The organism is Vibrio japonicus, from assembly GCF_024582835.1.
Taxonomy (GTDB): Bacteria; Pseudomonadota; Gammaproteobacteria; order Enterobacterales; family Vibrionaceae; genus Vibrio; species Vibrio japonicus.
In genome coordinates, this window is sequence record NZ_CP102096.1 from 1,766,404 (window position 1) to 1,780,599 (window position 14,196).

General features: G+C 45.5%; 12 protein-coding genes and 1 riboswitch. Of the genes, 6 read left to right on the plus strand and 6 right to left on the minus strand.

Annotation, left to right across the window (positions count from 1 at the left end):
• Nucleotides 1–48: 48 nt before the first annotated feature.
• From mukB to cmoM, 4 genes are read right to left on the minus strand one after another with little or no spacing between them, the layout of a single operon-like run.
• A complete protein-coding gene (gene mukB, locus NP165_RS08365) occupies nt 49–4,506 on the minus strand; it encodes a chromosome partition protein MukB (protein WP_257083519.1) in 4,458 nt (1,485 codons plus the stop codon).
• Nucleotides 4,503–5,228 carry a chromosome partition protein MukE gene (gene mukE / locus NP165_RS08370; protein ID WP_257083520.1) on the minus strand — a complete coding sequence of 242 codons (726 nt, stop codon included), beginning with the start codon at nt 5,226–5,228 and terminating at the stop codon, nt 4,503–4,505. Before mukE ends, mukB begins: the two co-directional genes overlap by 4 nt.
• A complete protein-coding gene (gene mukF / locus NP165_RS08375) occupies nt 5,209–6,546 on the minus strand; it encodes a chromosome partition protein MukF (protein ID WP_257083521.1) in 1,338 nt (445 codons plus the stop codon). The genes mukE and mukF overlap by 20 nt, the downstream gene beginning before the upstream one ends.
• 2 nt (nt 6,547–6,548) lie before the next feature.
• The gene (gene cmoM / locus NP165_RS08380) at nt 6,549–7,340 is read right to left on the minus strand and encodes a tRNA uridine 5-oxyacetic acid(34) methyltransferase CmoM (RefSeq protein WP_257083522.1); all 792 of its coding nucleotides are present in this window, start codon (nt 7,338–7,340) and stop codon (nt 6,549–6,551) included.
• Between the two features lie 113 nt (nt 7,341–7,453).
• On the opposite strand from cmoM, the gene elyC reads away from it, so the two are divergent.
• Nucleotides 7,454–8,251, plus strand: coding sequence for an envelope biogenesis factor ElyC (gene elyC, locus NP165_RS08385; protein WP_257083523.1), 798 nt, complete (start codon nt 7,454–7,456; stop codon nt 8,249–8,251).
• Between the two features lie 41 nt (nt 8,252–8,292).
• Here elyC and torR read toward each other — a convergent pair whose 3' ends face one another.
• Nucleotides 8,293–9,021: a two-component system response regulator TorR gene (torR, locus tag NP165_RS08390; RefSeq protein WP_257083524.1), complete on the minus strand. Its 729-nt coding sequence runs from the start codon at nt 9,019–9,021 to the stop codon at nt 8,293–8,295.
• A gap of 236 nt (nt 9,022–9,257) precedes the next feature.
• Here torR and torD point away from each other — a divergent pair, with 236 nt between their 5' ends.
• The 5 genes from torD to NP165_RS08415 all read left to right on the plus strand — a co-directional run bounded on the left by torD (nt 9,258) and on the right by NP165_RS08415 (nt 13,310).
• Nucleotides 9,258–9,908 carry a molecular chaperone TorD gene (gene torD, locus NP165_RS08395; protein WP_257083525.1) on the plus strand — a complete coding sequence of 217 codons (651 nt, stop codon included), beginning with the start codon at nt 9,258–9,260 and terminating at the stop codon, nt 9,906–9,908.
• Nucleotides 9,909–10,122: 214 nt separating this feature from the next.
• Nucleotides 10,123–11,130 carry an HTH-type transcriptional repressor PurR gene (gene purR / locus NP165_RS08400; RefSeq protein ID WP_257083526.1) on the plus strand — a complete coding sequence of 336 codons (1,008 nt, stop codon included), beginning with the start codon at nt 10,123–10,125 and terminating at the stop codon, nt 11,128–11,130.
• Nucleotides 11,131–11,271: 141 nt separating this feature from the next.
• Nucleotides 11,272–11,357, plus strand: a riboswitch (cyclic di-GMP riboswitch).
• Nucleotides 11,358–11,558: 201 nt separating this feature from the next.
• A complete protein-coding gene (locus NP165_RS08405; protein ID WP_257083527.1) occupies nt 11,559–12,152 on the plus strand; it encodes a TfoX/Sxy family DNA transformation protein in 594 nt (197 codons plus the stop codon).
• Nucleotides 12,153–12,312: 160 nt separating this feature from the next.
• Complete coding sequence (locus NP165_RS08410) at nt 12,313–13,002, plus strand: TVP38/TMEM64 family protein (RefSeq protein WP_257083528.1); 690 nt, start codon at nt 12,313–12,315, stop codon at nt 13,000–13,002.
• The gene (locus NP165_RS08415; RefSeq protein WP_257083529.1) at nt 13,002–13,310 is read left to right on the plus strand and encodes a putative signal transducing protein; all 309 of its coding nucleotides are present in this window, start codon (nt 13,002–13,004) and stop codon (nt 13,308–13,310) included. The genes NP165_RS08410 and NP165_RS08415 overlap by 1 nt, the downstream gene beginning before the upstream one ends.
• Nucleotides 13,311–13,333: 23 nt before the next feature.
• Here the strand turns inward: NP165_RS08415 and NP165_RS08420 are convergent, their stop codons facing one another.
• Nucleotides 13,334–14,137, minus strand: a complete 804-nt coding sequence (locus tag NP165_RS08420; protein WP_257083530.1) for an alpha/beta fold hydrolase — start codon at nt 14,135–14,137, stop codon at nt 13,334–13,336.
• Nucleotides 14,138–14,196 lie beyond the last annotated feature (59 nt).

Consider the following 14,196-nt stretch of genomic DNA (forward strand, 5'->3'; position numbering starts at 1 on the left):
TTTAATTGCCGGGCTTTTTATTTAAGCTTCTTTCAGTGCTTCTTTCAGTTAAAGCGCTTCAATGAGCTCCTGAACTTCGCTCTTTGGTTTTTCAGTTTGACCAAAGCCACGCAAGCCAACAACATGTACGTGTTCGTGATCTTTAAACACTTTACGTACCAATTTATACGTTGTTCCCTTCTCAGGACTGATGTTTTCTGGAGCTGCGATCAGCAACTGCATGTCAAGACGGTCACATAACTCAAACAGCGTCGAGATTGACTTCGCGTCAAGACGTGCTGCTTCATCTAGGAACAACAAGCGACACGGAACAATGTCTTTACTGCGTAAGCGGCGTGACTCTTCTTCCCAACTCTGAACAACCATCAATAGGATTGACTGACCCGTACCAATCGCTTCACCAGTTGAAAGTGCGCCAGACTCCGCTTGCAACCAGCCATCAGAACCACGGTTAACTTCAATGCTAAGTTCTAGGTAGTTACGGTAATCCAGTAACTCTTCACCCAGAATCTGTGGTGAACGTTGGCCCATGTCGATATGCGGATTCACACGTTGGAACAACTTCGCCATTGCTTCTGAGAAGGTGTAGCGGGTCGTTTCAAACAAGTCTTTATGCTGTTCTTGTTGAGCAGAAAGGCCGTGAAGCAAGATCTCGTGACTTTCACGAATCTTCACATTCAGACGAACACCTTTAACCTGACCAAATGCAATGTTAGACAGGCCTTGGTTTAGCATACGAATACGGTTCTGTTCACGCTGAATCGTTTTCTTAATGATGCTGGCCGCAGATTCAGAACTGATCGCGAGACGGTTTTCACGCTGAGTCAGCTCTTCTGTTAGTCTCGCCAGCTCCACTTCCATCTCTTCAATCGCTTCAACCGGATCATCCGTACGGATAATGTCTTGGCGAATACGCTCACGAAGATGCTGATAAACCGCAATATAGAACAGAACTTTACGTTCAGGGCGGGCATTATCTTCAGACAAACGCAGGGCATCACGCAAATCATCGTTATCTGCAACGGCTAAACGCAATGCACCCAGTGATTTATCCGACATCGAACGCAGTTCATCAGCCGACATGTACGCTAACTCACGTTTGTGCAAACGACGTTCAACATCGTTCTCACGCGCTAAACGAAGCACCAAGCACCATCCCGCTTTTGCGGCAATCACAAAGGTACGTAGTTCAACATACTCTTTCTGAACTTTCTTCAGGCGCTTCGCCAGCCCCTTCATTTCAAGCTCTGTCGAGGTAATCGTACGTTCGTATTCGCTCTTACGGCTGCGTGACGTGTGCAAACGTTCTTGCAGCTCATCGCGACGACGCATCGCGCGCTCTTCTGCACCTTCATCCGCATTCACACCAAACTCTTGCAGTTCTTGCTTGAACTCTTGAACCGTTTCCAGTTTGGCTTGGTGAGAACTCTTCAATGACGCCAGCACTTGGTTGTACTGGTTCATTTGGCCCTGAGATTGTTTTAACTCTTCACGAGCACGAGTACGCGCACGCTCCGCTTGAACCAGTTTCGATTTTAGCTGCTCGCTCAGCTCACTGCTCTTGTTAAGAAGATCGACAGAGTCTGAATACGCGAAGTAGTGACGACGCTCAACCAAATCAGACAGCGCGAAAATCTGCTTTTTCAGATCCTGTAGCTTTTGGTCTGCGGCTTTATATTCCGCTTCCAGTGCATCAAACTGCTCTGGATCGGCTTCAAGTGCCGTCGCGACTTTTTCCAACTCAGCCACGGCTTTGCCGTGATTGTTTAGGAAAGTCTTAGCTTCCGATAGCTGAGCAATTTTCTCTTCAAGTTCATCAAAGCGAGCTTGAAGCGTCTCATCTTCAATCAGTGCCATGTGAGGCGCTAATTTATCTAAAGCTGAGAGTGCTTGTTTACTGCTTTGTAGCTGTGAGCGTTGTTGCTGTTCTTTTGCATCCAGATCTGCCAGCAAACGAACCACTTGGTTGCGCTTTTCACGCTGGCCAGCCAACGCTTGTTCTGGGTCAGATTCAAACGCAACCTGAATATGTTTCGCGACAAAACTATTTAACGCTTGGTACAGACGCTGAAGCTTCTGCGAATCAAACGCGGCTTTAGCATGTTGCTCCACCACTTCATCACGCTCACCACGTAGTAGCTCTAGGCGTTGTTCACGCGCCGCGCGGCCGAAGAGAGGGATTTCAGGTAAACGAGAGTAACGCATTTGGCGATCGTTCATACGAACGCACACTGCGCCTTCTAGCTCTTCCGCATTGAACGAGCTATCGTCAAAGGCATCGACATCACCTTCGATGATGTACAAATCCTCAGGACAGTCGTCCAGCTCCACCAGCTTCTCTTCGATACCAGACAGGTCAGAAACCACAATCGCGTGACGAGCCGGGCCGTACATCGCACTGAAGTACGGTGCATCATCAATCGTGATATCGTCATAAATTTCAGACAGCAGAACACCACCAAGCGTATCTGCCAGTCCTTTGAGGCGTGGATCGTTTGAACCACCTGGAGACGCCAGACGCTCGATCTCACTTTCCAGTTGAGCGCGACGCTCAGCCAGCTTGTCTTTTGCGAGCGATTGATCTTTTTCTTGCTCAAGCACAACCTGCATGTGTGACATTACTGCTTGGCTGTCATACAGATCAGCACCGCTTTGCTCACGTAGCTTTTCTAGGGCGTCGTTCGCGGCAATCCAAGTCGGTGCAATTGCTTCTAGCTTACGAATCTCAGCGGCAGAATCTTGTTCAATACGACGTTGTTCGCTGCGCTCTTCACGAATGTCCTCTTGAGCCATTTCCAAAGACTCAATCTGCATCGCGTGGCGTTCGCGTTCTTGCTCAAAAGCAATTTCATCCGTCAGCTCGACATGGTGCTGTTTACGGTAACCATCCACTAACTCGCGCGCTTGACGCTGTTGGTTTAGGCTGCGTTCCAAATCACGATGCTGCGCGCGCCATTGCTGCTCATTTTGCGCCACTTGTTCCGCGTTGCGTGCTTTTTGTAACGCTTCTTTCGCATGGCTAGCAGCATCTTTGCGCTCTACCTGTCCGACGATGCTTTTCACTAACATCAGTGCGGTTTCAAACTGCTTCGCAGCCGCCGAAGACATATCCAATTTGTGCTTAACTGAAAGCAACGTATTGGTATTGTCTGACTCTTGCTGCTTTAACTCGGCAACCAGTGCCTGTGCACCTTCAGCGGTTAAGCTTTCGTCATCCAGTAGCTGTTTGGCTTTATCTAGCGCTTGTACCGCTTGTTGATATTGCAGCGCTCGTGTTTGCTGAACATCTAACGCTTGTTGGTAATCCGCCAGCTGAGTTTTCAGGCTATCCACTTCTTCTTCAGAAACGGTGGCCTGCTCTTCCGCCATCAAAACACGTTCTTGCGCTTCTTCAACCACCATCATCTGCTCTTCAAGGCGCTCACTGAGCTCCTCAAGGTCTTCCTGATAGCGGGCAATTTTTTCTTGTTGGCGCAACGCGTTTTGCACAAGCTGAAGATGGTCAGAGGCGGCTTGGTAGTCTTGCTCTAAGGCAGACTCTGATTCAACCAATAGCTCCAACTCTTCCTGAACACAGTTAAGTAAGTTGTTTTGCTCTACCAATGTCTCGCGAGAGCCAAACAACTCAGAACGAAATGCCAGTGTTTGCTCTAACTTATTGCGACGATCGTTCGCATGGCGCATGTAATCAGCGGCCACATAGTTTGTCGACTCGGTGATCAGGTGTTTGAATAAGTCACGGTCAGCCTGAGTGGTTTTGATTGCTTCCAGCGTCATGCGGTTTTCACGCAGCGCCGATTCCATATCTTGGAATGCTTTCTTTACCCCGCCATTTTGAGGCAGAAGGTAATCACGCAGAGAACGTGTAATCGCGCTTGAAATACCACCGTACAGGGACGCTTCGATCAAACGATAGAATTTTGAACGGTCGCTTGAGTTGCGTAGTTTCTTTGGTACAACGCCAAACTCAAACATTTGCGCGTGATATTCGACGATAGAAGAAAACGCTTTGAACTGAACGCCTTCATACTGCGCAATAGACTCTTTGACTTCGTTAATCTGACGTACGCGAGCCTGTGTTGCCGACACACTTTCAATCAGTACATCCGTCGGTTTCACATCGCTTGGTAAGCCCTGAATCACGAAAGGTTTAATGTCCACCTTCTTGTCACGACCAGCAACTTGCTGCAACTTCACTGCAAACAATAGACGCTGGTTGCGAGAGTTCACTACGTCTAGCGCGGCATAACATGCGCCTGGTTGTAGTTTACCGTACAGACCTTTATCGCGTGACGACTGATTACTGCCCGCTTCTGTGGTGTTACGGAAGTGCAATAAGGTTTGGTCGGGAATCAAAGCGGTAATGAACGCCGCCATCGTGGTTGACTTACCAGCACCGTTACCACCCGAAAGTGTTGTTACTAAACCATCGATATCAAAGGTACGAGCAAAGAAGCCGTTCCAGTTAACCATGGTCAGCGATTGATATTTACCACGTTCAATCATGCTTCACTTTCTCCAAATGTTTCTTCTTGCTCGTTATCGTCATCGGCCTCTTCAATCAGCAAACTGCCTTGGCTCGGCTCTTTGGTGTGGACTACAGCTTCGCCATCGCGGATCAAACGAATTTGAGCTTCTCGCATATCGTCACCCACACGAACGTCAGCACCGAAGCGGAAAACAGACTCGCTGATACTAAACTTGCCTGTCTCACCAATATTGATGATCATACCAAGACGACGCAGGCGACGAAGTGATGTACGCACTTTCTCAAACAGCTTTTCTTTATCAAGGTCTGAACCACTAGCGCGGTTAGTCGCCAGCTTCATGAGTTTTTTCTCATCCGCTAACGCGAGTAACTCTTCGTACAGTTCTTGGTTGGTAAAAATACCTTCATGCGCCAAGCGCTCTGGGCTCAAGTAAAGGAAACACAATACCTTACCTACCAGCATATCGAGTTCTGACAGTACACTGCGGCCAATAAGCGACGTAGAGCGTGGACGAAGGTAAAAGAAACCTTCCGGCGCTTTCACTAATTCAGTGTTGTAGCGTTGGTAGAAGGAAGAGAGTTCCACTTCAAAGTCAGATAACAACGCGTGGTTGTCTAAGTCTTCACTTGAAATATGACGCCCTGCACGCAGCATGCTATCTAACGCTGGGAACAGAGGATTCGAAATTGCTTTTACCAGATTTTCTGGCATGTATTCATTAGTATCGGTCGATGACATTTGCTTGTACCTTTGCCCCAAAATCGTTAATCGCTTGCCAGTCTGGTTGAATTGCTTGGTAATCCGATTCCGAATAACCTAAGCGAACCGCCTGATCGACGACAATGCGGGCTAAATCAAAGTGATGAGTGCGTGGGTGCTGAACCAGATAATCTCGCAACACAATTCCAAGGTCGATTGGCGTACCTTGATCTTTATGCACTCGAAGCATGTCTGCTATGCGTTCTGACAGCTCATCGTTGACTTGTTGAAACTCTTCGTATTCCACTTCCATCGGAACTTGTCCGGTGACTTCATCATCTCTTAGCACCAAAGCTTCATCACGAAGATCAGAGAGCCTTTCTGCATCTGCAAATGTGAGATACCAAGGCATATCGAAGTAATCTTTTATGGATTGGCGCAAACGAGAACTGAAGGCGCGGTTCTTATCCATATCAATCGCAGTACGAATAAACTTATGGACGTGACGGTCGTAACCTATCCAAAGATCAATCGCTTGCTGACCCCAACTCGTGATGCGATCCAACTTCATTTGCAAGCCAAACAAGGCTTCTTCTATGAACTCAAGTTCGTCGTCACCATAGACGATCTCTTGGATGTCGAGGATTTGAGTTTGAAGCTCATCACTTGCTGCCTGCAACGTATCTTGCAGCTCTTTTAGTGTGGTGGACGTTTCAGTCAACAGTGCTTCACAGTTGTTAATTGCATCACGCCAATCTTTGTTTAGCAGGTCTGCAATTTGCTGTTTCACCGACTGTTGTTGCTCGTCCATCACGCGCTGATTAAGATCAATTTGGTCGAAAATTTCCCCTACAGAATATTTAAGTACCCCGTAAACGTTTTTCTTCCAATGGCCTGGCGTCCCGCCTTTCTGAGCGGCTTCAATAGCTTTTGCCATTTCACCAGCAACCATAGACAACTGAATCGACAGTCGTAATTTAGAAAATTCTCGGTGACGAACGTAGTAGTCAGTAATACCGATTGCCAGAGGCGACAATCGATAAATACTCGCGCCATCGGTGATCTCGCTGGTAAAGCGACTGATCAGACGCTGTTTCACCAATTCGTTGATGGCATTGTTCGCACGGAAAGCAGACGCTTCCCCTGTATCTTCAAATAGCCGAGTGACGATAGTGAATGCATCGTGCAGCTCACCTTCACCCAATTCTTCATCAAACCTTTCGTTGCTAAGTACGGCAATTGCGATCAAAAAAGCTAATCGTTCAGTCGTCAGGTTCAATGAGAAATCGTGCTGCTTCACCCAGCTTACCAATTCATCGATTGGTTGCTCTGCAGCATTGAGAGTCATCTCACTCATTGTTATTCCTGTTTTTCTTTCTTTTTAGCCCACACATGAATGTAACGGCCTAATGAGAGGTATGGCTCTTGGCGACAAAGTTGCTTTTCGAGTGCCAACACATCTTCATACTGGTAATCGCCTGTGTATTGCATATTTCCAATGTAATCACTAAAACAGCGGATACCTGATTTACCGCAGATTTCAAAGCCTGCGTCTTCTATCCATTGGTAGACGTCTTCAGGCTTTAAGCCTTTCTGTGGCTGTAATTTAAATCTTTTTCGATGCGGCATTCCTTCCAAAACATGAGGAATGTTTCCACATACGACATTTTTGTATACCAGTCCGTGGTGGTTATAAAACATCACTGATGCTGCGCCACCTGGTTTTACCTGCTTTAATAATGTTTCTAAAGCCGATTTCGGATCCGCTAACCACTCCATAACGGCATGGAACATCACGACATCGACCTGTTCACTCAGATGCCGTTCGATATCTTGGACAGGCGCGTGAATCAGGCGATACTGCTCAAGCAAACCGTTTTTTTCAATATCCTGTTCTGCTAGCTGCAACATTTCCGAAGATAGATCACATAACGAGATATGGTGTCCGAGCTTGGCAAGCTTTTGTGACATTTGTGCTAAACCACCACCTGCGTCTAGCACGCTCAGTGATTGCTCTGACCCACCCGTCATGTCTAATAATTGCTCTAAATCTTCCCAAACAATGACTTGCCGTATCTCGCCTTTGTCAGAGCCATATATGTTTTTTACAAATTTGTGGGCAATATCGTCGAAATTGCGGTCTTCAGTCACAGCAGCTTAAGGTATTATGTCGAATCGTGCTGCTATTCTGTCACAAGAAAAGCAGGAATAAAGAGGGTTTCTCTTAAAAAATAATCAACTGATGTTTTTTCGGACTATTTAGTATGTTTGAGCTGAAAAAAGTGGTCTCTTCACTCCTTATGCCATTACCTGCAATGCTGATCATCGGCATTGTCGGATTAATGTTAATCATGTTCACTAGGAATCAAAAGACCGGCTGTTTTGTTGTCCTGTTTTCGTTCATCGGTATTTTTCTCATCGCCTTTCAGCCCGTCTCTTCAAGACTCCTGATGCCACTTGAACGTCAATACACCGCGTTTTTCCCTGTGGACGAATCGATAGATTACGTGATGGTGCTTGGTAGCGGCCACGTTGTCGATGATGAAATGCCTCCAACTTCACAGCTAAGCCGCGCAGGGCTAATGCGCTTGGCCGAGGGGATTCGTGTTATGCGCCTATATCCGGGGGCAAAACTCATTCTCTCCGGCTACGCTGGGGGGGCAGAAGTTAGCAATGCTCGTATGATGGGTCAGGTTGCGTTAGAACTGGGGGTCGCTAAATCGGACATTATTCTTCTCGAAACAGCAAAAGACACTTGGGAAGAAGCTCGCCAAGCCGCCGCATTTGTTAGCTATAAAAAGCTCGTATTGGTGACGTCAGCGAGTCATATGGAGCGAGCTCTTAATGAGTTTCACGCTGCTGGGTTAGATCCTTACCCAGCACCAACAAACTATCTCGCGTTTCAAAATGTCACTCAGGCTTGGGAGAAGTACACACCTAAAGCCAAGTACTTAGAGCAAACTGAGCGCTACTGGCATGAAACACTTGGCCGTATCTGGCAATCACTTCGTGATTGGGTATCTACCCCAGAAAAGCCTTTAGCGACGGAAAACGAAGGATAAAAAATACCGAGGTGAAAGCCTCGGTATTTTTTTATTGAGTTTTAGTCTCCGGCGAACATGTACCCTTCACCGTGAACCGTAACAAAGATTTGTGGATTCTTAGGATCAAACTCCATCTTAGCGCGCATGCGGCGAATCAAAACATCGATTGTGCGATCGTTAGGCGCGTCCACCCGGTGGCTGATCATGTTTAAAATACGTTCTCGGCTTAACACCTGCTTAGGGTGTGAAGACAAAGCAACCAGCAATTCATACTCCGCTTTAGTCAATTTGACTGGCTCACCGGCATGACTTAACGCGCGTCGCTGTATGTCGAAAGTCCACTCACCGAAACGAACCACATGCTCATCTTGCTTAGTTTGAACCGTAGAGCCTGAAGCATTGCGCGTATTGGAAATTCGCCACAATAGGTTTTTTACGCGAACCAAAAGTTCTCTAAGCTCAAACGGCTTCGTGACGTAATCATCGGCTCCCATTTCCAAACCAACAATTTTATCGATGCTATCCGTGCGTCCTGTTACCAGGATAATCCCAATGTCTGATTTACTGCGAAGTTCACGAGTGAGCATCAAGCCATCTTCACCTGGGAGATTGATATCTAGCATCACCAAATCTATCGCATTATTTTCTATGGCATTATTTTGTAGCGATTCGCGCATTTCCTCACCGCTTTGGGCCTCACTCACCTGGTAACCTTCATTCTGAAAATACCCAACGAGCTTGCTGCGAGTGACTGCGTCATCTTCTACAACTAGTACGTGATAACTCATTTACACCACTTATTTGCTTTGGTCTTCATATTGATCTGTATTCTATTCATAACTAGTAACATTTCTAGTATTTGTCACTTTAAATTTACGAAAGATGGTTTTTTATTGATTCAAAACAAAACCCGCTTACCTGTTTACTATCCTTAATATTTAGACTTAAATCGACATAATCACCATTACCGCTGTTCATTTTTATTATGTAGACTACCTGGCAGTTATCTTAGGAGTCTCAGCTAATGCAAGAAATCAAAGCATTCAATGAAAAACGCGCGGAAATCTACTGGTGGCTGTCTAGCCTTTTGGCAAGAGAGTTAACGCAAGAGAGTCTGGAGCAATATCATTCAGTAGAAATTCGTTCTTTCCTGTCAGGACTTGGCGAAAATGAGTCGCTGAAACCTGCTGTTACAAAAGTCGTGGATTCCCTAAATCGTCTTTTAGACAGAGAAGACGCACAGCTAGAGCTTGCTGCTGACTTTTGCGATCTCTTTTTAAAATCAGACAGAGATTCCGCACTTCCTTATGCCTCTATTTACATTGGAAAATCCGGTCTTTTGAACGATAAGCCAGCAAAAGAGATGGAAGATTTAATGCGCTCCTACGATATTGAAGTGGACAAGAGCCTGAATGAACCTGCTGATCACATCGCAATTGAATTGGACTTTTTAGGCAACTTAATCATACTTTCCAACAAGTTAGAGAAAGAGCATGAATTAGATAACGCCCTAACCGAGCAAGCACAGCTTATCCACCAGCATCTATTAAGCTGGACACCTCAGTTTTCCCAAAAGTGCCAGTCTTTGGATAAATTTGGCTTCTACGCGTCTATCGTACAATTACTTGTTTCCTTCCTAGAATTAGATTGCCGCTACCTACAAGGTAAAGAATAAAGGCGATTCTGTTTTTGTAGGTTTCTCCCTGATACGCAAACCTTTTATTTGCTCTTAAAAGGTTTGCAGTCTAAAATTGTGTCCGCAAACGATAACAATGATCGAAATGAATACAAACCGCTAACAAAGCGGTTTTTGTGTTTCTGATACTTTCTGCCAAATTATTCTAAACTTGAATATACTTCTGTGGCAGTAATCGACAGGACAGAACTTTATGGCCACTATTAAAGACGTTGCCCGCTTAGCCGGTGTGTCAACAACAACGGTTTCACATGTAATTAATAAAACACGCTTTGTTGCTGAAGCTACTCAAGAAAAAGTAATGGAAGCAGTCAAAGAGCTTAATTACGCGCCTAGTGCGGTTGCTCGTAGCTTAAAATGCAACACGACTCGTACCATTGGCATGCTGGTGACTCAGTCAACAAACTTATTCTTCTCAGAAGTGATCGATGGCGTTGAAAGCTATTGTTACCGTCAAGGCTACACGCTGATCCTGTGTAATACGGGCGGCATCTACGAAAAGCAACGTGACTACATCCGCATGCTGGCTGAAAAACGCGTCGATGGCATTCTTGTTATGTGTTCTGATCTTACTGAAGAACTCAGCGAAATGCTTGAGCGTCACAAAGATATTCCAAAAGTCATCATGGATTGGGGTCCGGAAAGCTCTCAGGCTGACAAGATCATCGATAATTCAGAAGAAGGTGGCTACCTAGCAACGAAATACTTGATCGACCACGGTCACACGGATATTGCGTGCCTAAGTGGACATTTTGAAAAGTTAGCGTGCCAAGAGCGTATTGCTGGTTATCGACGCGCAATGAGTGAAGCGAATCTCAACGTTGAAGAAGATTGGATACTGGAAGGTAACTTCGAATGTGATACCGCAGTACTGGCAGCGGATAAAATCGCAGCAATGGACAAAAAACCTACGGCAGTGTTTTGTTTCAACGATACGATGGCACTTGGCCTAATGAGCAGACTGCAGCAAAAAGGGATCCGTATTCCCGAAGACATGTCTGTTATTGGTTACGACAACATAGAACTGGCTGAATATTTCTCTCCTCCGTTAACCACCGTACACCAACCAAAGCGCCGTGTAGGTAAAAATGCTTTCGAAATTCTGTTAGAGCGCATCAAAGACAAAGAACACGAAAAACGCGTTTTTGAAATGCATCCAGAAATCGTTGAACGATGCACCGTGCAAAATCTGAATAAATAACCTTTTTGTGCATTTAACCCTTTGATTGATGGTGGTTAAATGCACAACTACCTAATCACCTCGGAACTAAGATCACATTTAGCTCATCTCCCCATGATAATTTGAACGATTTTTATTTATCCTCTGAAAGTTCGATTAGAGCCACGCACAGGGCAAACTACTCTGAAAAGATAGGACGCAAAGCCACCGGCCTAAGTATGTATATGTATGGTAGCGGGGTTGCCGATGGCAAAATGCAAATGCAATACAATGGATTCTTCATCCACAAGATGTCGGCTCTTCCTCAGAAGCAGCGTTCCGTTGGCGTTTCACAAAACTTAGTGGAATATGCACTTGTATGACGCCTTACTGACATAATGTATGCAATATTTTGCTACTCTCTCGGACCTGAATTGGTGGCGTATACATATACACCGAGAAAACACAGCATGGATAAACCAATACTTAAAGACTCTATGAGGCTATTTGAGCGACTGGGGAAAATTCACTCCCGCTCAATGTTTGGTGGTTTCGGCATATTTGCCGATGACACTATGTTTGCACTTGTAGTAAACGACAAACTTCATATAAGGGCCGATGACGAACTTGCAAAACGATGCAAAGAAATCGGGCTTGACCCATATGTTTATAAAAAGCGTGGCTTCCCCGTAGTGACCAAATATTTTGCATTGACAGAGGATTGGTCCAATGATGAGCAACGCACTTTAGCTATGGCCCAAGACGCACTTGAAGCAGCGAAGCAAGATAAACAGATTCAAGCAGAAGCAAAGCCAACTCGATTAAAAGACTTGCCTAATTTGCGCCTTGCAACAGAGCGCATGTTGAAAAAAGCCGGCATCAGTGATGTCGAGTCGTTGAAAAACGCAGGTTCGGTTGAGGCTTTTAGAGCAATTCAATCGACACAGACGTCCGAGCTCAATGTGGAACTGTTATGGGCTTTAGAAGGCGCTATAAATGGAACGCATTGGTCGGTTATCCCCCAAAGCCGCAGGCAAGAACTGCTGAGTATGCTGGGAAAGTAAGCCTCATTAGATATAGAAAAGTCAGCCCTGTGCTGACTTTGTTTTTTTAAGGGAATTTTTTATCCACTTAGGCGTTCTTATCAGATATGTCACTTTCATGTCGTTTAAGTCAAGACGACATGAATAATTAGCAAAGTAAGCAATGAAGTAGGACTTGGTAATGAATAAAAAGTGGATCCTTGGCTTAATACTGCTTGGCCTGATCATTTTCTTAGCGACAAATTTCGGCCAGTATCTGACACTCGACAATGCCAAAGCCCAGCAAATTGCGTTAGACGATTTTATCAATGCAAACTTTGCACTGGCAGCGTTGGTTTACTTTCTCGCTTATGTGGCAATTACAGCATTCTCAATACCCGGTGCCGCCGTCGTTACCCTATTAGGCGCTGCACTTTTCGGCTTTTGGGTGAGTTTATTCCTAGTGTCATTTGCCAGCACCATTGGCGCAACCTTGGCGTTTTTGAGCAGCCGCTTTTTGCTTCGAGAGTGGGTTCAAAGCAAATTTGGTAACAAGCTCCAAGCGATTAATCAAGGTGTTGAGCGTGATGGCGCGTTCTATCTCTTCTCGCTGCGACTCATTCCAGTGTTTCCTTTTTTCCTGATCAACTTGCTTATGGGTCTGACGCCAATATCAGTCAGCCGCTACTATCTGGTCAGCCAACTTGGAATGTTACCTGGAACGGCGGTTTACCTAAACGCCGGAACACAACTCGCTCAAATCGACACACTGTCGGGAATCGTTTCTCCTTCTGTTTTGGCCTCTTTTGCATTGCTGGGTTTATTTCCTATTATTGTGAAGTGGCTAATGGCCAAACTTAAATCCCCGCATTCCTACAATGGTCAGTCTTAATGAAAGTGTTCACCGCAAATACCCCACCTGAAGCTCACATTGTTTGCGAACTTCTTAAATCTCATGGTGTTGAATGCGAGGTAAGAGGTGAAGGTATTTTTGGACTACAGGGGGAAATCCCCTTTGGTGAACACAGCGAACCCTATGTTTGGCTTTTAGATAAGCATCAATTGGGTATAGCTCAAGAAGTCATCTTACAATACCAAACACCTACGATTGGGAATGCTTGGGTATGCAATGGTTGCGGTGAAAGGAATGAAGCTCAGTTCGGTGTCTGCTGGAATTGCGGTGCCGTCTCACCCATTTAATGGGTAAATGAATAATAAGTAAGCTACGCCGATCTAATTTGCTGTTTTATGAAATCGATAGAGTGCTGATTAAATTCATCCGCTCGCTCCACGTTGCACACATGGCCACAATTTGGGATCTCCAACAGTTGGCTGCGATTGTGCACGGCCACCATCTCTTTCACGGGTTTGATAAACATGTAGTCTAACTCCCCCATCAGGTAAAGCGTTGGGATAGGCAACTCTCGCTCTTTGAAATAGCGCATGAGAGGATTCACTTCAGTGGTGAGAATGTACCAACGTTTAAATTCATTCTGACACAGTTTTTTGGCTTCTCGGATAAACAGGTGGCGCGACTCTTTTTGAGCGCGTTGTGGCATGACAATGTACGCGAATAAGCTGTACAGCCACATGTATGGCACGATGTGCTTACAAAGGTCACCCACACGTACCAAAAACTGTGAACGCATGTTAAATCGCGTTACAGCGCCGCCTAGCACCATTGACTTAACGCGCTCCGAGGCTAGCTCCGCGACGTTTCTGACAATAATGGTTCCTAAAGACATGCCAACAAAATGCGCAGATGAAATCTTAAGATGGTCCAAGACTTTAAGAATATCTTGGGTCACCTCTTTGAATGTATAGCGACTTGAAATCAACTCTTTGAGCAATTGGTTGGATTTCCCATGCCCTCTCAGATCCAACAAAAGTAGATTGAAGTGTTGCTTGTAGGCTTTAATCTGCTTAAACCAAATTGAAGAACTTCCACCTGCCCCATGCACAAACACAACCCATTCTTTACTTGTCGGGTGCAGATAAGTTTTGTGAAAAAGCAGTGTAGAACTCATAACGTCGATTTGATGGTGTAACTGATTGATTGAAGGACAAGAAGACTACCACAAAGTCG

Bases quoted from the DNA above. Each gene is read 5' to 3' on its own strand.
- elyC (WP_257083523.1), top strand. From the start codon at position 7,454: ATGTTTGAGCTGAAAAAAGTGGTCTCTTCACTCCTTATGCCATTACCT.
- mukB (WP_257083519.1), bottom strand. From the start codon at position 4,506: ATGATTGAACGTGGTAAATATCAATCGCTGACCATGGTTAACTGGAAC.
- NP165_RS08420 (WP_257083530.1), bottom strand. From the start codon at position 14,137: ATGAGTTCTACACTGCTTTTTCACAAAACTTATCTGCACCCGACAAGT.
- mukF (WP_257083521.1), bottom strand. From the start codon at position 6,546: ATGAGTGAGATGACTCTCAATGCTGCAGAGCAACCAATCGATGAATTG.
- NP165_RS08415 (WP_257083529.1), top strand. From the start codon at position 13,002: ATGAAAGTGTTCACCGCAAATACCCCACCTGAAGCTCACATTGTTTGC.
- purR (WP_257083526.1), top strand. From the start codon at position 10,123: ATGGCCACTATTAAAGACGTTGCCCGCTTAGCCGGTGTGTCAACAACA.
- mukE (WP_257083520.1), bottom strand. From the start codon at position 5,228: ATGTCATCGACCGATACTAATGAATACATGCCAGAAAATCTGGTAAAA.
- NP165_RS08405 (WP_257083527.1), top strand. From the start codon at position 11,559: ATGGATAAACCAATACTTAAAGACTCTATGAGGCTATTTGAGCGACTG.
- torD (WP_257083525.1), top strand. From the start codon at position 9,258: ATGCAAGAAATCAAAGCATTCAATGAAAAACGCGCGGAAATCTACTGG.
- torR (WP_257083524.1), bottom strand. From the start codon at position 9,021: ATGAGTTATCACGTACTAGTTGTAGAAGATGACGCAGTCACTCGCAGC.
- NP165_RS08410 (WP_257083528.1), top strand. From the start codon at position 12,313: ATGAATAAAAAGTGGATCCTTGGCTTAATACTGCTTGGCCTGATCATT.